Source organism: Rhizobium viscosum (assembly GCF_014873945.1).
In the GTDB taxonomy this organism is placed as follows: domain Bacteria; phylum Pseudomonadota; class Alphaproteobacteria; order Rhizobiales; family Rhizobiaceae; genus Rhizobium; species Rhizobium viscosum.
Map to the genome: position 1 here is coordinate 2314048 of NZ_JADBEC010000002.1, position 21989 is coordinate 2336036.

Here is a 21989-nt window from a genome sequence, read left to right on the forward strand (position 1 = left end):
AATGAACCAGATTTCAAGGACCGGTACGAACACGGAGAGCACGGGATGCTGGGGCGCAGAGCTGCTCGCGGGCGGAGGCGCGCGTTTTCGTCTCTGGACGCAGGGTGAGAATGCGATCTCTCTGCGGCACCGCGGCCGGGATATCCCGATGCAGGACGTTGGTGGCGGATGGTTCGAGCTGACCGCGGTGGAAGCATCCGCCGGCGATGAGTATATGTTCGTCCTCCCTGATGGAAAAGCCGTGCCGGATCCGGCGTCGCGGGCGCAGGCCGGCAACGTGCATGGGCCGTCTCTGATCGTCGATCCCGGCTATCAATGGCAGAATTCGGGCTGGCGCGGCCGTCCGTGGGAAGAGGCCGTCATCAGCGAGATCCATATCGGCACCTTCACGCCCGAGGGTACATTCCGCGCCGCAGCGCAGAAGCTCAAGCATCTCGCCGAAACTGGTATCACGGCCGTTGAAGTGATGCCGGTTGCGCAATTTGCCGGCAATCGCGGCTGGGGTTACGATGGCGTACTACACTATGCGCCGCATTCTGCTTACGGCACGCCGGCCGATTTCAAGGCCTTTATCGATGCGGCGCACGGCCTCGGCATCATGGTGCTGCTCGACGTCGTCTACAATCATTTCGGACCCGAGGGCAATTATCTTCACACCTATGCGCCCGGCTTCTTCCGCAAAGACCGGGAAACGCCCTGGGGGGCGGCAATCGATTTTGGGCAGGAACCAGTGCGGCGCTTCTTTATCGAGAATGCACTCTACTGGATCGGTGAGTTCCGGCTGGACGGGCTCAGGCTCGATGCCGTGGAGCAAATCCATGATGCCTCTGAAAAGCATGTGCTTTCGGCCATGGCCGAAGAAGTGAAAGCCACCTTCGCCGACAGGCAGGTTCATCTCGTCGTCGAAGACCAGCGCAATCTGGTGGAGTTGCTGGTCCGTGACGAGAACGGCACTCCTAAAGCCTACGAGGCCGAATGGAACGATGATTTCCATCATGTGGCGCATATCATCGCGACCGGCGAAACCATCGGCCACTACAAGCCTTTCGCCGGTCAGCTCTGGCACAAGCTTCGCCTTGCGCTTCAGCATGGCTTCATCTATCCGGATCGAACCGAACCGCCGGAACTACCTGTTGGCGAGCGATGTTACCTGCCACCGACCGCCTTTGTCGATTTCTTGCAGAACCACGACCAGATCGGCAACCGCGCCTTCGGCGAGCGGCTGGTGAGCCTTTCCGATCCCGATATGCTGGATGCGCTGACAGCGATACTCCTGCTCTCACCGCACATACCCTTTCTTTTCATGGGGGAGGAGTATGGGGAAAGGCGGCCCTTCTATTTCTTCACCGATTACACGGGTGAACTTGCCAAAATAGTCCGCGAGGGTCGCATGGCGGAAGCCGAGGGTTTTGGCGGATTGAAGACTGGCAGGACCGCAGCCGATCTGCCCGATCCGAATGTGCTTTCGACCTTCGAACATTCGAAACTCGACTGGCAATGGCGGGAAAGAGAAGAGGGACAAAAAAACCTGGCTTTCGTCACCGAGCTCCTGACGCTGCGCAAGACCTATATCGTGCCGCTGCTACGGCAGAGCTGGGCCATGGAGAGCGGCGCGCTGGAGGTGTCGGAAGGGGCGGTCGCCGTCTGGTGGAAATTTGCTAACCTGACGCTGGCGCTGCGCGCCAACTTGTCGGGGCAGGCGCTGGTTTTGCCGTCGATCGATGGGACGGTGATCTACGAGCGCTACGGCAAGGAAGCAAAACCTGCCGAGAATGGCGCGCTGCCGCCGCATTCGGTCGTGTTTGCCATCGATATTGAGCCGGCAAATTAAGCATCTGAAAATTTCGCGTTGAGAGTGAGCGGCGGACTGATTGAACGCAGACGATTCGCGGCTATATCCTGTCGCGATGTTTCAACTGCTGTCGACCTACTGGCCGCATATCCTCTTCGTCATCTCGATTGCCATGGGGGCAGCGGCGGCGATCCATGCCACCATGACCAAGGAAGAGGTCCGGGCCGCGACCGGCTGGGTGGGCGTGATCATCCTCTCACCGATCATCGGCGCGCTGCTTTACATGATTGCCGGCATCAATCGTATCCGCCGCAAGTCGCTGAGCCTTCGCCGCGACGCATTGCTGCCTGCCGCCGATCTGGACGAGCTCGAAAAGTTTGACGCGGAGACCGATGCCGTCATCAGCCAGTTCGGCCGGCGTTTTGCTGCCCTGCAGACGCTCGGCGATCGCGTTACGCGTTATCCGCTGACGACGGGCAATACGATCGACATGCTGGAAAACGGCGACGAGGCCTATGCGGCGATGAAGACCGCAATCGATGGCGCCGAGCGCAGTATCCTGCTGGAAACCTATATCTTCGACCGTGACCGGATCGGGCTGCGCATCGCCGATGCACTGATTGCAGCCGTCAAGCGCGGCGTGGAAGTGCGCGTGCTGATCGATGCGGTTGGTGCGCGCTATTCGGTGCCGAGCATTCTCGGATACCTGAAGGACGGCGGCGTTGCCGTTGATGTCTTCAATGGCAATGTCATCATGGGTCTGAGGCTGCCCTATGCAAACCTGCGTACACACCGCAAGATCCTGATCGCGGATGGAAAGATCGCACTGACGGGTGGCATGAATATCCGCGAAGGCTTCAGCGAGGAGGCGGTCGGCGGGAGTTTTGCCCATGACACGCATTTCAGCGTCAGCGGTCCGGCGGTCGCCGATCTCTTCGACGTCGCGGCCGAGGACTGGCGTTTCACGACAGGCGAAGTCCTGAACGGCGAGGCCTGGCGCGGCGACCGACTGGAGCGCAAGCGCGGCGATCCGGTCTTCTTGCGTGTCGTCGCTTCCGGACCGGACCGGAGCGTGGAAACGAACCACAAGATGCTGATAGGTGCCTTTTCCGTCGCGCGCCAGTCGATCCGGATCATGTCGCCTTACTTTCTGCCGGACCGGGAGCTGATCAGTGCGCTGACGACGGCGGCCCGGCGTGGCGTGGAGGTTGATATCGTTGTGCCTGCCGCCAACAATCTCGTTCTGGTCGACCGGGCGATGACGGCGCAGTTCGACCAGATCGTCAAGAACTACTGCCGCATCTGGCGTTCGACCGGCAGCTTCAGCCATTCCAAGCTTCTCTCTATCGACGGAACCTGGGCCTATGTCGGCTCCTCCAATCTCGATCCGCGCTCGCTGCGGCTGAATTTCGAAGTCGATCTCGAAGTGCTGAATGCCGGCTTTGCTGCCGAAATCGATGAGCGCATCGACGATGCCATCAAATCCGCCACGCCGGTTACGCTTGAGGGGTTGTGGTCGCGGCCCTTCCTGGTGCGACTGCTCGAAAAGGTGCTGTGGCTGGGTTCACCATATCTTTGACAGAGTTTTCATGATTGCGGCATGGCAAGTTTTGCTGCGCTGCCTATAATCCTGAAAAGAGCTTTTCGAGCAATGGAGCCGGCATTCCTTCCGATGCAAGCCAAGAAGAAAGACAGTCTCCCCGCCAGTATCATCGCTTCCATCAAGAACAGGAGGAAACGCGTCGAGACCTGGCATGCGGGGCCGAAGCCGCGCGGTGACGGCACTCTGATCGCCTCCTACAATGTCCACAAATGTGTCGGCACTGACCGACGCTTCGATCCGGAACGCACCAGCCGTGTCATCCATGAGATCGATGCCGATGTCATCGCGCTGCAGGAGGCCGATACGCGTTTCGGCGAGCGTACGGGCATTCTCGATCTCACCCGACTGGAGCGCGAGACCGGGCTCGTTCCAGTTCCGATCTCAGGGGCGGTGAAGGCGCATGGCTGGCACGGCAATGTCGTGCTCGTCCGCAAGGGCCTCGTGCATGATGTGCATCAGGTGAAGCTGCCGGGGCTGGAGCCGCGCGGCGCGCTGGTTGCGGAAATAGAGCTGGAAGCTGGCGGGACGCTGCGCATAATCGCCGCCCATTTCGGCCTGTTGCGCCACTCGCGGGCGCAGCAGGCAAAGACGCTGGTCGATCTCATTAGCGACCGTCATGAAATGCCGACCATCCTGCTTGGCGATCTCAACGAATGGCGGCTCGGCGACCGCTCGTCCCTCAATACTTTCCAGATGGCCTTCGGTCCGCTGCCGCCCGCCGTTCCGAGCTTTCCTGCCGGCTTGCCGGTCCTGGCGCTGGACCGCATCATTGCCAACCGGAAGGGTATCATCTCCGCGGTGGAGGTGCATGACACTCCACTCGCCCGCATGGCGTCCGACCACCTGCCGATCAAGGCGTTGGTTGATCTGCAGCAAGAAGTGGCAAGGGTTTAGCGCCCTGCAGGCTCTCAGGCCCGGACGGGAGCGGGAAGAAGCTTGCCTCTCACCAGCAGCCAAAGCGTTCCGACTGTAATGATCGCAAGCGCGATGTTGACGAGCACGAAGACAACGGGCGCAAGCTCGCCGATCGCGTCGGTATCGCCGCGCGCCGTCATGCGCAGTGCTGCTGTCGAAAGCGCAGTAAGGCCGAAGGTGAAAGCCCAATAGGAGCCGGCGAGGGGTTGTTGCATGATCCAGGGCAGCTGGCGGCCGATGATCAGGACCTGCAGGATGGCGTAACCGAACATGGCATGCACGAGCATATCGGGCGTGCCGGTCGTCACACTGAGATAGGCGACGCTGCCGACGGCGGGCGGGGCTGGATGCCGAAGCCGCCTTCGGCAAGGCTTTCAAGTCAAGACGCGGCATGACGCCGTCGCGCTTCCGCGCTGCAGAGGTGGTGCGCGAGGAGACTACGCACCTTGCCGCTCGACTTCCGTCAACACGGATATGAAGGCTCTGAGGCTTTGCGGTACATGCCTGTGACCTGGATAATAGAGGCAGAGTCCGGGGATCGACGGGCACCAGTCGTCAAGAACAGAGATAATCTCACCGCTGGCAAGATAGGGCCGTGCGATCCTTTCGGGCACATAGGCGATGCCGAGCCCTTTGACCGCCGCTTCCGCCATCAGTTCTACATGATCGAGTGTCAGGGCGCCCGATACCTCGACAGTCACTTCCTGGCCGTGTTTCTCAAACTCCCAGCGGTAGAGCTTGCCGCTCGGCATACGCAGGCGAATGCAACGGTGACGCTTGAGGTCCTCAGGCGTTTTCGGTTGCTTGTGGTCTTTCAAATAAGCTGGTGAGGCAATCGCGAGGAAGCGTGCCTCGCCGCCGAATTCGACCGCTATCATATCAAGAGGCACGGATTCCCGCAGGCGAATACCGGCATCGAAGCCCTCGCCGACAATATCGACCAGCCGGTTTTCAGTGACGATATCGAGCGATATCTCCGGATAGCGTTCGAGAAAGAGAGGAATGGCGGCATTCAACAGCACGCGGGCGGCAATTTCACTGGCGTTGATGCGTAGCGTACCGCTCGGCTGTCCGCCGAATTCCCCGACGGCATCGAGCGCCAATTCGAGATCGCGCAAGACCGGTTTCAGCCTGTCGAGAAGCATTTCGCCGGCTTCGGTGGCCGCGACGCTGCGTGTCGTGCGATGCAGCAGACGCACGCCCATTCGCGCCTCCATGTTGCGCATCATGTGGCTGAGCGTCGACGGCGACAGGCCGAGTTCGCCGGCCGCCTTGCGGAAGCTGCGATGGGTGACGATTGCCGCAAAGGCATTGAGATCATCGAGTGTCGGCCTGTAACTCATGGGTATTTTTCAACAACTCATGCAGGTTTGAACGGATTATCACATCAATAATCATCTCTACCTTTGCTGTCATCAAGCCGCGATCCAGCGGCGTCAGAAAGGTAGAGACGATGACAAAGACATGGTTCATCACAGGCACATCCTCCGGTTTCGGCCGGATCATGACCGAGAAACTGTTGGCGCGTGGCGATCGCGTCGCCGCAACCCTGCGCAAGCGCCAAGCCCTGGCTGAACTCGAAGCGCAGTATGGCGACCGGCTCTGGGTCGTGACCCTCGACGTCACCGATGACCGTGCCGTTCATGCAGCCGTCGACACCGCTTTCGAGCAGATGGGGCGCATCGATGTCGTTGTCAGCAATGCCGGTTATGGCCTGTTCGGCGCCTCAGAAGAGGTGAGCGATGCACAAATCCGCCATCAGATCGACACCAACCTGATCGGCTCCATCCAGGTGATCCGTGCGGCCCTGCCGCATCTGCGCCGGCAGGGTGGTGGTCGCATCCTGCAGGTCGCTTCGGAAGGTGGGCAGATCGCTTATCCGAATTTCAGCCTCTACCACGCCACCAAATGGGGGATCGAAGGTTTCATCGAGGCCGTGGCGCAGGAAGTCGCCCCTTTCGGCATCGACATCACCATTGCCGAACCGGGACCGGCAGGCACGGATTTCGGCGCCGGTCTCGTCAAGCCGCCGCAGATGGATATCTATGAGGATACGCCGGCCGGGCAGGTCCGCAGGGCAATTGCCGACGGCTCGTTCAAGATCTTGGGCGACCCCGTGAAGATGACCGACGCGATGATCGCGGCGGCCGAAAAACAACCGGCGCCCAAAAGGCTTGCGCTCGGCAGCACGACCTATCAGTCGATCCGCAAGGCCCTGAACGAACGGCTTGCCGAGTTGGAAGCGCAGAAGGATATCACGCTGTCGACCGACATCGACGCGTGAGCCACCCTCAGCGATCGATCGTCGACATGATCGTTTCGTTGTAGCGCTTGCCCGAAACCTTGCCGGGGGCAAGCGCTTCATCGAGCGCCTTCATCTGCTCGGCATTGAGCGCGATGGAGGCGGCGGCGATATTGTCTTCCAGGTAGGTGCGGCGCTTCGTGCCGGGGATCGGCACGAAGTCTCCGCCCTTGTGCAGGATCCAGGCGAGCGCCACCTGGCCGGGCTTGGCGCCGAGCGAGGATGCAACCGAGCGGACGGCCTCGGCTGCGCGGACATTGGCGTCGTAATTTTCGCCCTGATAGCGCGGATCACCGCGGCGGAAATCGCCTTCCGGATAATCCTCGGCGCGCCTGACTTCGCCGGTCAGGAAGCCACGGCCGAGCGGGCTGAAGGGCACAAGGCCGATGCCGAGCTCCCTCAAAGCCGGGATCACGTCGGCCTCCAGATTGCGCTCCCACAGGGAATATTCGCTCTGCACGGCGGAGACCGGAAAGACGGCATGCGCACGACGGATATTGGAAACGCCCGCTTCGGAGAGGCCGAAGTAGCGAACCTTGCCTTCGTTGACGAGCTCAGCGACCGTACCGGCGACTTCTTCCATCGGGACAGCCGGATCGACGCGATGCTGGTAGATGAGGTCGATGTGGTCGGTGGCAAGGCGTTTGAGCGAGCCTTCAACTGCGCTGCGAATGGTTTCCGGCCGGCTGTCGCGTTCGGTGCCAACCTGCTTGCCGTCTTTCAGGCGGAAGCCGAATTTCGTGGCCAGCGTCACCTCGTTGCGGCGACCTCTTAGCGCCCGGCCGAACAGTTCCTCATTCTTGTAGGGGCCGTAGACCTCGGCTGTGTCGAGAAAGGTGCAGCCGAGCTCGATGGCACGGTGAAGGGTGGCGATGGATTCCGTTTCATCCGCCGGGCCATAGGACTGGCTCATGCCCATGCATCCGAGGCCGATGGCCGATACTTCAAGTCCTTGGCTGCCGAGTTTGCGCTTCTGCATCGTGATGCTCCTGCTTCTCAAGTAAGGAGAGGTCTATATAGACCCCGGCGCAGGATTATGAATGCGCGAAAATCCCGATAAGCTGCGTGAGCGTTCATGTGTTCCGGCGACGCCGGTTGTTCCTGTCATCAGACGTATAAGTGACGAGACGAAGCGCATCCAGCAGGACGGCAATGATTTGCTTCCACATGAGGTTTCTCCTTTCACCAGTGTTCTCCTCCTCTTGCGCCCAGTCTTCAAACAAGCTTATCGTCGGCTTCGGATAACTTGAGGTTATGGAATGAAACGCGGCCGGCTTCCCCTGACGGCATTGCGCAGTTTCGAGGTTGCCGGGCGGCTCGAAAGCTTCACGCTTGCGGCCGAGGAGCTATTCATCTCGCAGGCAGCCGTCAGCCGGCAGATCCGCGAGCTGGAACAGCTATTGGGTGAGCCGCTCTTCGAGCGGCGCCATCGAAGTGTCCTGCTGACTGGAAACGGCCGGAAACTGCTTGCCGTGCTCACCCCTTCCTTCGACCGGATCGATCATTGCCTGGAGGATATCCGCAATGCTTCAGTGTCTGCGGATCTGAAAGTCAGCGTCGAACCTTCCTTTGCCGCCTGCTGGCTCGTGCCGCGGCTGCCGGAATTCCGCAAACGTCACCCTGACGTCGAGATATCGCTCGATGCCGATCCGAGGACGATCGAGTTCCGCACCGGCCAGGCGCAGATCGCGATCAGGCACAGCGCCACCGTTACCGCATGGCCACGGACAGAAAGCCGGCACCTGATCGATGTCCGCATGGTGCCGGTGATCGCCTCCGATCTTCTGGAGCGTGGCTCACCGATCTCCTCTCCGCATGACATCTTTGCTTATGGACTTTTGCATGAGGAAACCCGCGACGCCTGGAGCCGGTGGTTCGAGGCGGCCGGCATCGCCATGCCCGAGACGGCGAGGGGGCCGGTCTATGCCGATGACGGGCTCGTGCTGCAGGCGGCGTTGCGCGGCCAGGGCGTTGCACTCCTCGATGAAGCTTTTGCAGAAGAGGAAATCCGGGCCGGCCGCTTGCGCCAGCTCTTCGAGCTCACGGTTCCGAATGGCGCCTACTGGCTGGTTGCCCGCAGCTTCGACCGCCTTGCGCCTCCGGCTGCGGATTTTGCGCGCTGGGTGACGGAGAGCTTTCACAAACGCTGACCTCTACCCGCCTGTCGCCATCCGCTTCTTGGCCGCCTCGCGGACAAGCTTCCATCGGGTAAGCTCAAGCGTGGCGTCCGCCAATGCGCGATGCGCCGGGATTACCTCTTTGCTTTCCTCGACGATGTCGTCGATGAGCTTCGACAGCTCTGTCTCCGTGATGGTCGCTCCCGTTAATTCACGCGCCGCGGCCATAAAGGCGTCACGTGATTTGCCAAGCCGGAGGGCATGCCGAGGGAAACCAGCAGCGCGCAGGAGAACGCTCAGCCATTTCCCATCCCACGAAGGGGCGCTCGCATAGAGATCGTGCCCGGTCAAAACCTCGACCATTTCACTGGCGACCTGCTCTACCGGAACGCCCTCCGATGCAAGCAACTCCCGAGAAATCCCATGGATTGCTTCTGCATCGGCCGCCCAGTCGTCCCAGTCGGCGGCGGGCCGGATCAGGGCCGAGCGAGAGCGACCGTCTTCAAACACCCAGGCAATTTCGACCGGCACACTTTTCTTGCTGAGGGACGAGGCCTCGAAATCCAGGAAAACGATCAATGCAACGCGACAGGCGGATGCTGTCCTCCAGCGAAAGACTTGTCCCAATCGACCGGTGCTTATCGCCTCGAAATCTATTCAAGTCTTAGGGACCGGTTCAAGTGAACAGGCCGCAGCCTACAGCTGCCTGCGTTTATTTGTCGAGCCGCATGCCGTCGGCATCGAAGATGTGCAGATGGGCGGGATCACAGGTGAAGGCGAGCTGGCTGCCGGTCTCGATGACGGAATACCCCCTGTATTCGACGGTCAGGGGCTGCCCGTCGCCAAGCTGGCAATAGAGGAATTGTGTGCCGCCGAGATATTCGTCGAAATCAACCCTAGCCCGCAACACGTCATCCTCAGGTCCCGACACGATACTCAGATGCTCCGGCCGCGCGCCGAGGGTGATCTTCTGGCCTGCCGCCAGACCGGCACCGCCGATCGGCGAACGAATGCGATTTCCGGCCACCAGGATGGTGCCGTCACCTGCCCAGCTTGCCTCAAGCAGGTTCATGCGCGGCGAGCCGATGAAGCCCGCGACGAAGACATTGTTCGGCCGTTCGTAGATCTCGCGCGGCGTTCCCGACTGTTCGATGTGTCCGTCACGAAGCACGACGATCTTGTCGGCGAGCGTCATCGCTTCGGTCTGGTCGTGCGTGACATAGATCATCGTATTGCCGAGCTCGCGATGGAGTCTGGCGATTTCAATGCGCATCGAGACGCGCAGTTCCGCGTCGAGGTTTGACAGCGGTTCATCGAAAAGGAAGACATCGGGCTTGCGCACGATCGCGCGCCCGATCGCAACACGCTGCCGCTGGCCGCCGGAGAGCTGGCCCGGCCGACGATCGAGGAGGTGATCGATCTTTAGGATCGCCGAGGCCGCCTTGACGCGGGCCTCGATCTCCGAGGCCTGCGTTCTCGCCATTTTCAGGCCAAAGGCGAGATTATCGCGCACACTCATATGCGGATAGAGCGCGTAGGACTGGAACACCATGGCGATGCCGCGATCAGAGGGGTCGAGATCGGTGACATTGCGTCCCTTGATCTCGATCTCGCCGTCGGTGACATCTTCCAGACCTGCGATCATGCGCAGGAGCGTCGATTTTCCGCATCCCGAGGGGCCGACGAAGACGACGAAGGATCCCTCCGTTATGGTCAAGTCAATGCCATGGATGACTTCCAGATTGCCGAAACTCTTGCGAATTTCGGTCAGCACGACGCCCGTATCCGCCATGTTATTCACCGCGCGCCTCGCCCGCTCTGACCCAGACGAGCATCTCGCCCGGTTCGCGATTGTCCCAGAAAGGGTAGGGCACGAAACGCGCATTTGCCTGCTTTGCCGCCGGCGGAGACGTACGGTAGAGCGAGGCACCCCAATCGGCCGTGTCGCGGCTGACGGGGAGGTCGAGAGCGACCGCTCCGCGAAGGCCGGCAATTTCGGAGATCTTGGCCTGCGAGACATCGGCGGAAAGGGTAATGCCATTCAGCCCCTCGCCATTGTCCGTCTCCTCGACGCAATAGACGAGCGGACCGCGCATCAGTGCCGTGCGGCCGGCATCCTGGCGTACGAGCGGGTTGGCAAAGAGCTTACGGGCTGTCAGCGGGATCGAGAGATCCACCTTATCGCCGCTCTTCCAATCCCGTTCGATCCGGGCATAGCCGTCCACAACAGCGGATTGAAGATCGAGCTTTTCGCCGTTGACGGAGAGAGTAGCACCCTCCGCCCATTCCGGAATGCGCAGCGACAGTGCGAACAGTGCGGGACGGTCGAGCGTTAGGTCGAAGTGGATCGCGCCATCCCAGGGATAGCGGGTCTGTTGCGAAAGCTCGACCTTGGCGCCGGCGAGATCGAAGCGTGCCTTGCTTTCCCCGTAGAGATGGACGGCAATTTCATCTTCGGCGATCGCATACATGTAGGAGCCGACAGATGCCAGCAGGCGGGCAATATTGGGCGGGCAGCATGGGCAATGGTGCCAGATCCAGCGGTGATGCTTGCCCGCGCTTTCCAACGGGTTCTCATAGAAGAAACGGGTGCCGTCGAGCGACAGGCCGGCCATGGCGCCATTGTAGAGCGCCTGCTCCATGATATCGGCATAGCGGCGGTTCGGACCGCGGCCGAGCATGCGGTTGGCCCAGAAGACCAGGCCGACGGAGGCGCAGGTTTCGGCATAGGCGCTTTCGTTCGGCAGGTCGTAATAGTCGGTAAAGCCCTCGTTGGAGGCGGCCGGGCCGATGCCGCCGGTGACATACATCTGCTTGGTCGTCAGATCGTCCCAGAGGGTTTCGAGTGCAGCCGTTAGCGTGTCGTCGTTATATTCGGTCGCGATATCGGCCATGCCGGCATAGAGATACATGGCGCGCACCGCATGGCCGACGACCTTCTTCTGTTCGCGCACCGGCAGATGCGCCTGGCCATATTCATAGGTCTTCTGGTGGAAGTCTGCGGCGCTGCGGCCGTCGCGAGCCGCCTCGTCGGTGAAGAAATGTGGTTCCGTGCCACGCTCGTCGATGAAGAACTTCGAGAGATCGAGATATTTCTTTTCGCCGGTGACGCGGGCGAGCTTGACGAGCGCAAGTTCCACCTCTTCGTGGCCGCAATAGCCGGGGATCTGCCCTGGGCCGTGGCCGAAGACGGTGATCAGGTAATCGGCATAACGGCTCATGATGTCGAGCAGTTTCTTCTTGCCGGTCGCCTGATAATAGGCGACGGCGCCTTCGATCAGGTGACCGGCGCAATAGAGTTCGTGATGGTCGCGCAGGTTCGTCCATCGGCGATCGGGCTGCACGCGCTGGAACCAGGCGTTCAGGTAGCCGTCCTTGTCCTGCAGCTTCTCATACATGTCGATAATCTCATCGACGCGGGCCTCGAGCTGCGGATTGGACCGGCGGTAGAGCGAATAGGCCACGGTCTCGATCGACTTGCCGAGGTCGCTGTCCCAGAACATCTGCGTCGTGCCGCCCCAAGGGCCGATCGGAATGACGACGCCGGGGCTCGGCTGGGTCACGTCAATCGCCTGCAGCATGCCGGCCTCGACACAGCGGTCGAGCAGCGTTTCGGCGGTGGAATCGCAGATTGCATCCTGGCGATCGCCAAACAGCCCCTGCAATTCTACACTTGGCACGGGCAGGGGACGGAACTGGCGATCTCTTTTCAGCTGGTTCATGGCTTCATCCATTTTGTTGAAAGGTCATCATTTCACCGCGCCGGCCATCAGCCCGCGCATGTAGTAGCGTTGCAGGAGCAGGAAGACGATCAGGCAGGGGATCGTCATCACGACGACGCCGGCCTGGACTGCGCCCCAGTTGATGGCGCCGAGGCGACCGGCGCGCACCGCCGTCATCAGGACGGGAAGCGTGTATTTCTCGTTGCTGGAGAGCAGTACGAGGGCGGCGAGGAACTCGTTCCAGGCATTCAGGAAGGCAAAGATCGCAACTGTCGCAATACCCGGCAGTACTAGCGGCAAAAGCACGCGGATCAGCAGTCTCAGATCCCGGGCACCGTCGATGCGCGCTGCTTCCTCGATCTCCTTCGGCACGGCGTCAAAGGCATTGCGCATCATGAAGACCGAGAAGGGCAGTTGCAGCGTGACATAGACGAGGGTCAGCCCCAGCAGCGAGTTGTTGAGGCCGAGCTTTGCCAGGATGATGAAGAGCGGCGTCAGGATCGACTGGAACGGGATCATCAGCGTGGCGATGATCAGCACGAAAAGCGCATTCTTCAGCGGAAACCGGTAGCGCGAGAAGCCATAGCCGGCGAGCAGACTGACGGCGACCGTTAGCAGTACCGTTGCCAGCGACACAAAGAGCGAGTTGATCATGTGCTGCCAGATGCCGGCGCCGAATGTATCGAGCAGCGCATAGGCATCGAAGCTGGCCCCTGTCGTCGGCCAAGGCGGCAAGGGCGGCAGGCTCGACTCCGTACCATGCCGGAAGGAGGCGAGCAGCGTGATGATGAAGGGCGCCAGGAAAAAGATCGAAATGGCGATGCCGGCGACATGATAGGCCGATTGTGATCTAAAACGCTTGCGGGCGCGGCGTTGTTTGGAGGAAATCATCAGCGTTCCTCCCCGACACGCAGCAGCCAGAGCTGGACGATGGAGATCGCAACGAGGATCGCCAGCAGCACGATCGAAAGGGCGGATCCGTAGCCCAGATTGAAGGACACGAAGGACTGGTTGAAGATGTAGTAGACGACCGAGATCATCTTGTTCTGCGGCCCGCCCGACGTCATGATGTAGAACTGGTCGAAGGCGAGGATCGAGCCGGTAACCGAGACGATCAGCGCCAGCGCAATCGTCTTTCGCATCAGCGGCAGGGTGAGGTGCCGAAAGCGCTGCCAGCGTCCGGCGCCATCGATGCGGGCTGCCTCCGTCAATTCGGACGGAATGGCCTGAAGCCCGGTCAGCAGGATGATCATGGTAAAGCCCGCGATCTTCCAGACGACCATGACGATGATGGTTGCGAAGGCGGTATCGAAGCTCGCCATGATATTGGGGCTGCGCTCGACGAGACCGAGGGCGCGGAGGGCCGGCCCGAAGAAGCCGCTATCGACATTGGCAAGCCATACCCAGAGCAGCGAAGCGGTTGCGAGCCCCACCACGACCGGCAGGAAGATAATCGTGCGGTAGGTGCTGACGAAGCGACGCTCCCTCTCGACGAAGATCGCCAGCGGAAAGGCGATCGCAAAGATCGCGATGGTCACGATGACGGTGTAATAGGCAGTGAAATTCAGGGCCGCCATGAAACGGCTGTCGTTCCACATGCGGGTATAATTGGCAAAGCCGATCCAGCGCGCCGCACCCATCAGCGGCCAGTTGTGCAGGCTCATCCAGCCGGTGAACAATACGGGCATGACGAAGAAGACGATGACGAGCGCCATGGCTGGCGCGATATAGAAAAAGCCGCGCCATTGCGACTTTCGCCGTTTTCGGACAGCGCGGATGCGCTGCGGACCGGAACCGGTCATCGAAACCTCCGCATTTTTAAGCTCTTCTAACTTTGAATCGGCCGGGGAACTGCCACCGTCCCCCGGCCACGGCCGGGAGAGTTATTGGCCGCTGTCGATGATGGACTGCATCTCGGATTGGGCATTCGAGAAGGCGCCATCGACGTCGTCACCAAAGATCGCGGCGTTGGTGAAGGTCGCCCAAGGCCCATTGGCGCTGTTGATCAGATCGTTGAACTGCAGCGTGTAGGGTGTCTTGGCCACGGAGATTGCCTTCAGGCCCACCTGCATGCGGGGGTCGAGCCCGGCAAGCACCTGATCGGCAATGTCGCCGCGTGTCGGCAGGCTGCCATATTTCGCCATGACCTTCTGGCCGTCCATCGAATAGATGTATTCGAGGAATTCCTTCACGGCATCGATCTTCTTCGTGCCCTTGGTGATGACGAAATTGTCGCCGCCGGCAAAGGACGAAGTCTTGCCATCGACACTGGGGATCAGCGTCACGCCGAAGTTGATGTCAGGATACTGCGTGACGAGTGTGCCGATAGCGAAGGCGCCGAGGCTCTGCTGGCCGATCTTGCCGTTCGTGAAACTCAGGAAGCTCGTGCCGTTATCGCTCGCAGCACTTGCCGGAACAAGATCCTTCTTGACCATATCGCGGTAGAAGCCGACGGCCTTGCGCATTTGCGGCGTGTCGAGCGTTGCGGTCTTGCTGTCCTCCGACAGGATATCGGCACCCGCACCCCAGACGAGAGGTGTGAAAGTGAAGATCATGCAGCCGCCGCAGCCGCCGCCCGAGAAGTAGAAGCCGTACGTATCGTCGCCGAGCTTGCGGATCTTCTCGGCGTTTGCCTCGATTTCTTCCCAGGTCGCGGGCGCCTTTTCAGGGTCGAGGCCGGCCTTCTTGTAGAGGTCCTTGTTCCAGGCAAAGACAGAGGTTTCTACCGACAGCGGCAGACCGTAGATCTTGTCCTGATAGGTGCCGAGTTTGACATGTGACGGCGACAGCGAATTGAAATAGGGCAGGCTCTTTGCCCAGTCCGTCAGGTCCTCGAGCTGTCCCGCAGCGGCAAAGGCCGGGTTATAGATCAGGTCCATCGACAGGGCGTCTGGCGCCTGGCCGCCGGCGATTGCGGTTGCGTATTTCTGCACCAGTTCGCCGAAGGGCACTTCGGTCGTGACTACCTGGTTTTCGTGGCTCGCATTATAGGCCTCGACGACCTTCTTGAAGGAATCGCCGATACCCGTGCGAACCCACATTTCGATCTTTTCGGCAGCCGAAGCTGTCGAGACCAGGCAGAGGGTGGCAATACTGGTTGCCACCAATAGACGCTTCATCATGGCTCTCCTCCCAAGTTGGCGCGTCTCCTTCGCGCCGTTGCTATATTCCGAGGGTGTCACCCCCGCATGATTGCCGCACGACGAGACGGCACGGCAATTTCCGGATGCCGGGCTCCACCGAGCGTCCCTCCGCAAGCGCCAGAACCGTCAATCCGGCCTGCCGCCCCAGTTCCTTCAACTCCATATCCACTGTCGTCAGCGGCGGTCGCGTCTGGGCGGCGACAATCTCCCAATTGTCAAATCCCACCACAGAAACATCCTGCGGCACCCTGATGCCGCGTTCGCGCAACGCATCGATGACACCACGGGCAATCTGATCATTGCCGCAGAAGATGCCGTCGGGCCTTTCGCCGCTGCCGCTCCACAATCTTGCGACGGCTTCGTGGCCCCAGCTTTCCGACCAGACCCCGAACAGGACCGGCCGCTCTTCTCCCGCGACCCTGCGATAGGCATCGGCACGCTCGCGCACCGAGAAGAAATTCTCCGGTCCGGTGACATGCACCATTCGCTTGCGCCCGAGCTTTGCCAGCCACTCGACGGCAAGCCGCGCGCCCTGCGCATCATCGGAGCGGAAGGTGACACTTCCGGGCGCTCCTTCGGTAAATGCGTAGACCACCGGCACATTCAAATTCGACAGATCGACCGGTAACCGTCTATCTAGACGCTTTCCCGTTGCGATGATGCCGTCAACCTGTTTGTCGAGCATCGCCTCGACATGAATCTGCGCCAGCGCCGGGTCCTCCTCAATTGCGCACAGAAAGACCGAAACGCCATGATCAACGAGAGCATCCGATATGCCTGCCATGACCGGCAGGGTAAAACGGCCATAGGTATCGTTGGTGAGAAGCCCGATCGTGAAACTGCGTTTGCTGAGCAGGCCCCTCGCCAAAGCGTTCGGTCTGTACCCGATCTCCGCCGCGATGCGCTTGACCCGTTCGCGCGTTTCCAGTCCCATCCGGCCCGTATCGTTCAGCGCCTTCGATGCCGTGGAGATGCTGATTCCAGCAGCAGCCGCGACATCGTGAATGGTGATCCGGCCTCTTTTCCCTCCCGTTGTGTCCAGCAGCTCCTCCATCGAACTTGCGATGAGAAAAGCTTTTCCCAGTGAAATTGTCAAGTGAGAAAAGGTTTTCTCAGCTATTACTGACCACGTCTAAGGCCGATGGGTAGAGATAACCGGTATCAATGATGAGCCGGCTTCTGATCGAAGCCAGGCGCGGTGGGATTGTCAGTGTGCGATCACAATCACTTAGAGATATCCGACATGGTCGCCGAACGGGACATCTTCATCCAGGTTGCCGCTGCCGATGCGGTCACTTTCGCCGGACATACGCTCTTCGTCCGGATCGGAAGCCTCTGCATGGGGATGAGTGGAATGATGGTCCAAATGCCTGTCCGCTGCCCGATCATCATCCGCATCGATGCGATCTTCATCGCTATCAGCTGTATGATGATCGTCTTTTTTCCTACTGCCAGCGGTGATCTTTGCCTGTCGCTCGGCGACCCAGGCATTGTCAGGTTCGGAGCCGATGGAGGTGCTGTGGTTCACGTGTGTGGCCGAGGAGGCTGCCGTGGGCGAGGTGGGCGCAATCTTTTCGACCATTGAAACTCCCTGGCTTATGGCCCGTCTGGTGGGCCTGGCTATGATGTCCGTCGCCCAAGCGACTGCGCATGGGGATCGATGCTGATCTGGTCGCGACCTCTCATCTTGGCCGCGTAGAGCGCCAGATCGGCCCTCCGATAAATATCATTGGCATAGTCTCCGCCCATGACACAGGCAATGCCTGCAGAAAAACTGTAGCGGAAGCTGAGTTGGTCGACGAGCGGGCGAGACTGCCTGACGGCAACCAGCATGCGATTGACGATCTCTGCCGCCTCTTCGGGAACCGTATTCGGAAGAACCAGAACAAACTCTTCGCCGCCGACGCGGCCGAGAATATCGGTCTTGCGTACCATTTTCTGCAGCGTGGCTGCGAAATCCTTGAGAACGGCATCGCCGGCGGTATGACCGAAACGGTCATTGATATATTTGAAATTGTCGATGTCGAGAACCGCGAGGCAACCGACCTTCTCCTGATCGTTGCCATGGCTGCGCACCAGCTCCTCAAGCTTCGACATGACGAAACGTCTGCTCGGGATACCGGTCAGTTCGTCGGTCTGGGAGGCCTTGATCGCGCTGTCGCGATCTTGCCGCAGCGTCCTCTGGTCGGAGCGGATCGATGTCACGTCGCTTGCGACACACAGCATCCAGCCATTGGCCTGCATGGTTTCGGTCATCCATAACCATCGGCCGTCGTGAAGGTCGGTCTCAAAGGCGCGAAACCCGGCTTTGCCTCGACGGGCGAGCGTCGACAGCAACCAGCTCTCAAAGTCGGTCGTGGCAATGATCGTTCCGCGGCGGGCGTGAAAGTTGCGCCGCATCAACTCGGGCCAAAGTGGTTGTTCGTCCTCCGCGATAAACCAGGCATCGCGAAACGCGCGATTGGCAAAACGCAACCGGTCATCCTGGTCGTAGACCGCAATCATGACGCCCGCAGCTTCCATCAGCTGCGCCATTTGCAACATTGCTTCAGTGTCACCCAAGGTCATCATGTCCTCAGAACAGATCATCCTAGCTTGAACTATCTGCCTGGCGTGAAGAAACAGTTAGCTGGTTTGCATATGCACAGGTGGTTCTGCGCCGTCACCGCTAGCTGGATCACGGTTCCTGTTCGCAATTGGCCGCTAATTATTCCTGTAAGTGGAATAATACCTTCCATACTCTGCCGATTAATGGATTCCGGCGAATGGCTATGTTGGTGCCAGGCCAGCAAGGGCTGTTGGTGAATTTGTCAAAACGGAGAACTGAGATGAACAGACTGATCCTTTCCCTGATGCTGGCAACCGTCAGCTTTGCTCCCTTTTCCCAAGCCGTCGCCGCTCCTGCCAAGCAGGTTGCGATCACCCAGCAGGTGCCGGTGACAGTGCACTATCGTTTGGCCAAGATCGATGGCGTCGACATGTTCTATCGCGAAGCCGGCCCGGCCGACGGCCCGGTCGTCCTGCTTCTGCACGGCTTCCCGACATCCTCGCACATGTTCCGCAACCTCATTCCGCTGCTGGCAGATCGCTATCACGTCATCGCACCCGACTATCCGGGCTTCGGTCAGAGTGATGCACCCGATCACACCAAGTTCGCCTACACCTTCGGCCATTATGCCGACATGGTCGATACGCTGATGACTGAGCTCGGCGCCAAGAAGTACGCCATGTATGTCATGGATTACGGCGCACCGGTCGGCTACCGTCTGGCTCTCAAGCACCCGGAACGGGTGAGCGGGTTGATCGTCCAGAACGGCAATGCCTATGAAGAAGGCCTGCGCGAGTTCTGGGATCCGATCAAGGCCTACTGGGCCGAAGATTCGAAGGGGAAGCGCGAGGCGCTCTCCAATCTGGTGGTCCTCGAGACCACCAAGTTCCAGTACACGGACGGCGTCAAGGATCTCACCCGCATCAGCCCCGACAACTGGGTTCACGATCAGGCCTTGCTTGACCGGCCGGGTAACAAGGATATCCAGCTCGACCTCTTCCACGATTACGGTACGAACGTCCCGCTCTACCCGCAGTTCCAGGCCTTCTTCCGCGAACGTAAGCCGCCGACGTTGATCGTCTGGGGCAAGAACGACAAAATTTTCCCGGAGGTCGGCGCACATCCTTACCTGCGTGATCTTCCAGACGCTGAAATGCACCTCCTCGACACAGGTCATTTCGCCCTTGAAGACAAGCTGGATGAGATGGCGCCCCTCATCCGCGATTTCCTCGATCGCAAGATCGCAAAGTAACAATCGCTTGTATGAGAGCCTGCGCATTCGGAGATGAATACGCGGGCCTTTCGTGACTAATTGAAGTGCCTGTTGGATCTCAGCTTTTCCACCGAAAAATCGATGAAGCTTCGCACTTTTGCCGAAGCATACCGGCCTTCCGGATGGACGATATGGATCGGCAAAGCCTCCTCCTCATACTCAGCCAGGATCGTGCGTAATTCGCCGGTCTCGAGCTGCGGCGCAATCTGGTAGGACAGAACGCGCGTCAGGCCCCAGCCGGAAGCCGCCGCCGAGATGGCGGCCTCGTTGGTGCTGCAGAAGAGACGGGGATTGACGTGGACGGTTGACTTCTTCCGCACCCCGAAACGCCATTCGAGCGATGTCCACGCGCTGGTCGAGGCGACAATGCGGTGGCCCGACAGATCGCCGGGCGTCATCGGAACGCCATGCTTTTCGAAATAGGCAGGCGATCCGCAGATGACGCGTCTCACCTGGCCGACACGCGTTGCGGTGAGGCCGGAGTCGGGCAGATGGCCGATGCGGATTGCGACATCGATACCTTCGTCGACCATGCCAACAACGCGGTCGACGAATAGGCCGCGACCGACCACATCAGGGTAGAGATCCAGATATTCGGTCATTAGTGGCATGACGAACATTGTACCGAACATGGCAGAGGTAGTGACGGTAAGGGTGCCCGTCGGTCTGCCGTAGGCGCCGGCGGCAGTCGCTTCCGCCTCCGAGAGATCGGCGAGGAGCCTCTGGCAGTCTGCAAAATACTGGGCACCTGCCTCCGTCAGTTTGACGGAGCGGGTCGTGCGCGTCAGCAGGCGCGTACCGATGATATCTTCCAGGGCAGACACCATGCGAGTGACTGCGGGAGGGCTCATGTGGAGTTGCCGTCCTGCGTCTGCAAAGCTCTCAGCCTCCGCGACCTTCACGAAGACCCTCATTGCCTGCCATCGATCCATGCGGTTCACACTGTCGTCAAAAGCTTAAGTCCTCTACAGAGGTTTAAACGCTTTTATTCCGATCGCAATCTATCGGCCCCATAGCGGCAAGCCGCTAAACGCCCGGCTTTCGATTCGGAAGATATCGCTTGACGTTTTGGCGGATGGGGCGATCGCGGACTATTGGCAGTTCGCAGATGGAATATCGTCGGTGCAGCAATACACCCGGCCGCAGCAAGCCTGAACTGACGTTCTGCTGAAGGCTTTCTTCCTCGTGACGCAACAATCGGACGAAGCTGCTTCGCAAGCCTCCCGCAAAGCAGACCCACACCAAAGGACAGTTCCTGACATCGCGAGGCTCTGCTAACCGTCGCTAAGATCCGACAGAGTGCTATAAGCCAAGACAACCGAATTCCACTTCGAGGAACGCCATGCCCCAACCTGTCCTGTTTTCCCCTTTCGCTGTGCGCAACATCAAACTCGCCAACCGCATCGTGATTGCGCCCATGTGCCAGTATTCGGCCGTGGACGGCTGCATGACGGACTGGCATCTGATCCATCTCGGACAGCTGTCGCTTTCCGGCGCGGCACTTCTGACCATAGAAGCGACCGCTGTCGTTCCTGAAGGACGTATTACCTTTGCCGATGTCGGCCTTTATGACGACGCCTCCGAGGCCGCGATGGCCCGCACGCTCGAAAGCATCAGGAAATGGTCGGATATGCCGATTGCCGTGCAATTGGCGCATGCAGGCCGCAAGGCCTCGACCGAGGTTCCATGGAGAGGCGGCGGCCAGTTTTCGCCAGCCGATCCGAACGGATGGCAGACCGAAGCGCCTTCCGCTGTCGCCTTCAACCCGAACTATGTGCCGCCGACCGCACTCGACCGCGATGGCATGAAGCGTGTCCGCTATGCCTTTGCTGCTGCGGCACGGCGAGCGGCGAAAATCGGCATCGATGCCGTCCAGATCCATGGCGCTCACGGCTATCTGCTGCACCAGTTCCTGTCGCCGTTATCGAACCAGCGAACCGACGAATATGGCGGCTCGCTGGAAAACCGCGCGCGATTTCCGCTCGAGGTTCTCGACACGGTGAGGGATGCCTTTCCCTCCGATCGTCCGGTGACGATGCGCGTTTCCGCCACCGACTGGGTCGAAGGCGGTCTGGAGATTTCCGAGAGCGTCGAATTTGCCGGGATGCTCGAAGCAAGGGGCTGCGATGCCATCCACGTATCGAGCGGCGGCCTGCACCCCTCTCAGGCGATCCCGGTCAGCCCGAGCTACCAGGTGCCGCTCGCCCGGGCAATCAAAAGCGCCGTTAAAATGCCGGTCATTGCCGTCGGCCTGATCACCGAGCCGACGCAGGCCGAGGCAATCGTTGCGACCGGCGATGCAGACCTCATCGCGCTTGCTCGCGCCATCCTCTACGATCCGCGATGGCCGTGGCACGCCGCCGCCGAGCTCGGCGGGCAGGTGAAAGCGGCCAATCAGTATCTCCGTTGTCAGCCGTCGCAGCTCAAAAGCCTGTTTGCAAAATAAGAAGGCGCGCGAGGAAAACGCTATCTGCGTGATCGTCCAAGCTGCTGCCTGGCACTGTGATTATGATGTACCCTTCCTGCCACGTTAAATGGGCAGGGAGGGGCTTATGACCGTTGCGGGCAAATTGC

Annotated in this window: 20 protein-coding genes; 7 read left to right on the forward strand and 13 right to left on the reverse strand. The window is 60.1% G+C overall.

The features are described from left to right. Position 1: 1 nt before the first annotated feature. From treZ to H4W29_RS31560, 3 genes are all read left to right on the forward strand, one after another. The gene (gene treZ, locus H4W29_RS31550) at positions 2-1831 is read left to right on the forward strand and encodes a malto-oligosyltrehalose trehalohydrolase (RefSeq protein ID WP_192732676.1); all 1830 of its coding nucleotides are present in this window, start codon (positions 2-4) and stop codon (positions 1829-1831) included. 76 nt (positions 1832-1907) lie between these two features. Then, entirely contained in the window at positions 1908-3371 is a 1464-nt protein-coding gene (locus tag H4W29_RS31555; protein ID WP_192732870.1) for a phospholipase D-like domain-containing protein, read from the forward strand. 93 nt (positions 3372-3464) lie between these two features. Beyond that, entirely contained in the window at positions 3465-4289 is an 825-nt protein-coding gene (locus tag H4W29_RS31560) for an endonuclease/exonuclease/phosphatase family protein (RefSeq protein WP_192732677.1), read from the forward strand. Between the two features lie 14 nt (positions 4290-4303). Here the strand turns inward: H4W29_RS31560 and H4W29_RS31565 are convergent, their stop codons facing one another. Beyond that, positions 4304-4618, reverse strand: a complete 315-nt coding sequence (locus tag H4W29_RS31565; protein ID WP_192732678.1) for a TDT family transporter — start codon at positions 4616-4618, stop codon at positions 4304-4306. Positions 4619-4747: 129 nt separating this feature from the next. Next, the gene (locus tag H4W29_RS31570; protein WP_192732679.1) at positions 4748-5653 is read right to left on the reverse strand and encodes a LysR family transcriptional regulator; all 906 of its coding nucleotides are present in this window, start codon (positions 5651-5653) and stop codon (positions 4748-4750) included. 110 nt (positions 5654-5763) lie between these two features. On the opposite strand from H4W29_RS31570, the gene H4W29_RS31575 reads away from it, so the two are divergent. Then, a complete protein-coding gene (locus tag H4W29_RS31575; protein ID WP_192732680.1) occupies positions 5764-6594 on the forward strand; it encodes an SDR family oxidoreductase in 831 nt (276 codons plus the stop codon). 7 nt (positions 6595-6601) lie between these two features. On the opposite strand, the gene H4W29_RS31580 is transcribed toward H4W29_RS31575, so the two are convergent. Then, positions 6602-7597 (reverse strand): aldo/keto reductase, encoded by a 996-nt coding sequence (locus H4W29_RS31580; RefSeq protein ID WP_192732871.1) that lies wholly within the window; start codon positions 7595-7597, stop codon positions 6602-6604. 274 nt (positions 7598-7871) lie between these two features. On the opposite strand from H4W29_RS31580, the gene H4W29_RS31585 reads away from it, so the two are divergent. Further along, the gene (locus H4W29_RS31585) at positions 7872-8762 is read left to right on the forward strand and encodes a LysR substrate-binding domain-containing protein (RefSeq protein ID WP_192732681.1); all 891 of its coding nucleotides are present in this window, start codon (positions 7872-7874) and stop codon (positions 8760-8762) included. 3 nt (positions 8763-8765) lie between these two features. On the opposite strand, the gene H4W29_RS31590 is transcribed toward H4W29_RS31585, so the two are convergent. From H4W29_RS31590 to H4W29_RS31630, 9 genes are all read right to left on the reverse strand, one after another. Beyond that, positions 8766-9308 (reverse strand): 3'-5' exonuclease, encoded by a 543-nt coding sequence (locus H4W29_RS31590; protein WP_192732682.1) that lies wholly within the window; start codon positions 9306-9308, stop codon positions 8766-8768. Positions 9309-9441: 133 nt separating this feature from the next. After that, positions 9442-10521 (reverse strand): ABC transporter ATP-binding protein, encoded by a 1080-nt coding sequence (locus tag H4W29_RS31595; protein WP_192732683.1) that lies wholly within the window; start codon positions 10519-10521, stop codon positions 9442-9444. A 1-nt stretch (position 10522) separates the two neighbouring features. After that, the gene (locus tag H4W29_RS31600) at positions 10523-12451 is read right to left on the reverse strand and encodes a glycoside hydrolase family 127 protein (RefSeq protein ID WP_192732684.1); all 1929 of its coding nucleotides are present in this window, start codon (positions 12449-12451) and stop codon (positions 10523-10525) included. 27 nt (positions 12452-12478) lie between these two features. Next, complete coding sequence (locus H4W29_RS31605) at positions 12479-13342, reverse strand: carbohydrate ABC transporter permease (RefSeq protein WP_192732685.1); 864 nt, start codon at positions 13340-13342, stop codon at positions 12479-12481. Next, positions 13342-14253, reverse strand: coding sequence for a carbohydrate ABC transporter permease (locus H4W29_RS31610; RefSeq protein ID WP_192732686.1), 912 nt, complete (start codon positions 14251-14253; stop codon positions 13342-13344). The genes H4W29_RS31605 and H4W29_RS31610 overlap by 1 nt, the downstream gene beginning before the upstream one ends. An 81-nt stretch (positions 14254-14334) precedes the next feature. Continuing rightward, positions 14335-15573 (reverse strand): ABC transporter substrate-binding protein, encoded by a 1239-nt coding sequence (locus H4W29_RS31615; protein ID WP_192732687.1) that lies wholly within the window; start codon positions 15571-15573, stop codon positions 14335-14337. Between the two features lie 40 nt (positions 15574-15613). Continuing rightward, positions 15614-16648: a LacI family DNA-binding transcriptional regulator gene (locus H4W29_RS31620; RefSeq protein ID WP_192732872.1), complete on the reverse strand. Its 1035-nt coding sequence runs from the start codon at positions 16646-16648 to the stop codon at positions 15614-15616. Positions 16649-16822: 174 nt separating this feature from the next. Then, positions 16823-17176: a hypothetical protein gene (locus H4W29_RS31625; RefSeq protein WP_192732688.1), complete on the reverse strand. Its 354-nt coding sequence runs from the start codon at positions 17174-17176 to the stop codon at positions 16823-16825. Positions 17177-17214: 38 nt separating this feature from the next. Beyond that, positions 17215-18162 carry a GGDEF domain-containing protein gene (locus H4W29_RS31630; protein WP_376776616.1) on the reverse strand — a complete coding sequence of 316 codons (948 nt, stop codon included), beginning with the start codon at positions 18160-18162 and terminating at the stop codon, positions 17215-17217. 260 nt (positions 18163-18422) lie between these two features. Here H4W29_RS31630 and H4W29_RS31635 point away from each other — a divergent pair, with 260 nt between their 5' ends. Continuing rightward, positions 18423-19394 (forward strand): alpha/beta fold hydrolase, encoded by a 972-nt coding sequence (locus tag H4W29_RS31635; RefSeq protein ID WP_192732689.1) that lies wholly within the window; start codon positions 18423-18425, stop codon positions 19392-19394. Positions 19395-19450: 56 nt separating this feature from the next. On the opposite strand, the gene H4W29_RS31640 is transcribed toward H4W29_RS31635, so the two are convergent. Beyond that, positions 19451-20347, reverse strand: coding sequence for a LysR family transcriptional regulator (locus tag H4W29_RS31640; protein ID WP_192732690.1), 897 nt, complete (start codon positions 20345-20347; stop codon positions 19451-19453). A 410-nt stretch (positions 20348-20757) separates the two neighbouring features. Between H4W29_RS31640 and H4W29_RS31645 the strand changes: the two genes are divergently transcribed. Further along, the gene (locus H4W29_RS31645; protein WP_192732691.1) at positions 20758-21861 is read left to right on the forward strand and encodes an NADH:flavin oxidoreductase/NADH oxidase; all 1104 of its coding nucleotides are present in this window, start codon (positions 20758-20760) and stop codon (positions 21859-21861) included. Positions 21862-21989 lie beyond the last annotated feature (128 nt).

What these genes read in the sequence shown, in the direction of transcription:
- H4W29_RS31635 (WP_192732689.1), top strand. Translation starts at nt 18,423, where the DNA reads ATGAACAGACTGATCCTTTCCCTGATGCTGGCAACCGTCAGCTTTGCT.
- H4W29_RS31595 (WP_192732683.1), bottom strand. Translation starts at nt 10,521, where the DNA reads ATGGCGGATACGGGCGTCGTGCTGACCGAAATTCGCAAGAGTTTCGGC.
- treZ (WP_192732676.1), top strand. Translation starts at nt 2, where the DNA reads ATGAACCAGATTTCAAGGACCGGTACGAACACGGAGAGCACGGGATGC.
- H4W29_RS31585 (WP_192732681.1), top strand. Translation starts at nt 7,872, where the DNA reads ATGAAACGCGGCCGGCTTCCCCTGACGGCATTGCGCAGTTTCGAGGTT.
- H4W29_RS31625 (WP_192732688.1), bottom strand. Translation starts at nt 17,176, where the DNA reads ATGGTCGAAAAGATTGCGCCCACCTCGCCCACGGCAGCCTCCTCGGCC.
- H4W29_RS31620 (WP_192732872.1), bottom strand. Translation starts at nt 16,648, where the DNA reads ATGGAGGAGCTGCTGGACACAACGGGAGGGAAAAGAGGCCGGATCACC.
- H4W29_RS31605 (WP_192732685.1), bottom strand. Translation starts at nt 13,342, where the DNA reads ATGATTTCCTCCAAACAACGCCGCGCCCGCAAGCGTTTTAGATCACAA.
- H4W29_RS31575 (WP_192732680.1), top strand. Translation starts at nt 5,764, where the DNA reads ATGACAAAGACATGGTTCATCACAGGCACATCCTCCGGTTTCGGCCGG.
- H4W29_RS31570 (WP_192732679.1), bottom strand. Translation starts at nt 5,653, where the DNA reads ATGAGTTACAGGCCGACACTCGATGATCTCAATGCCTTTGCGGCAATC.
- H4W29_RS31645 (WP_192732691.1), top strand. Translation starts at nt 20,758, where the DNA reads ATGCCCCAACCTGTCCTGTTTTCCCCTTTCGCTGTGCGCAACATCAAA.
- H4W29_RS31560 (WP_192732677.1), top strand. Translation starts at nt 3,465, where the DNA reads ATGCAAGCCAAGAAGAAAGACAGTCTCCCCGCCAGTATCATCGCTTCC.
- H4W29_RS31615 (WP_192732687.1), bottom strand. Translation starts at nt 15,573, where the DNA reads ATGATGAAGCGTCTATTGGTGGCAACCAGTATTGCCACCCTCTGCCTG.
- H4W29_RS31640 (WP_192732690.1), bottom strand. Translation starts at nt 20,347, where the DNA reads ATGGATCGATGGCAGGCAATGAGGGTCTTCGTGAAGGTCGCGGAGGCT.
- H4W29_RS31600 (WP_192732684.1), bottom strand. Translation starts at nt 12,451, where the DNA reads ATGAACCAGCTGAAAAGAGATCGCCAGTTCCGTCCCCTGCCCGTGCCA.
- H4W29_RS31630 (WP_376776616.1), bottom strand. Translation starts at nt 18,162, where the DNA reads ATGACCTTGGGTGACACTGAAGCAATGTTGCAAATGGCGCAGCTGATG.
- H4W29_RS31610 (WP_192732686.1), bottom strand. Translation starts at nt 14,253, where the DNA reads ATGACCGGTTCCGGTCCGCAGCGCATCCGCGCTGTCCGAAAACGGCGA.
- H4W29_RS31555 (WP_192732870.1), top strand. Translation starts at nt 1,908, where the DNA reads ATGTTTCAACTGCTGTCGACCTACTGGCCGCATATCCTCTTCGTCATC.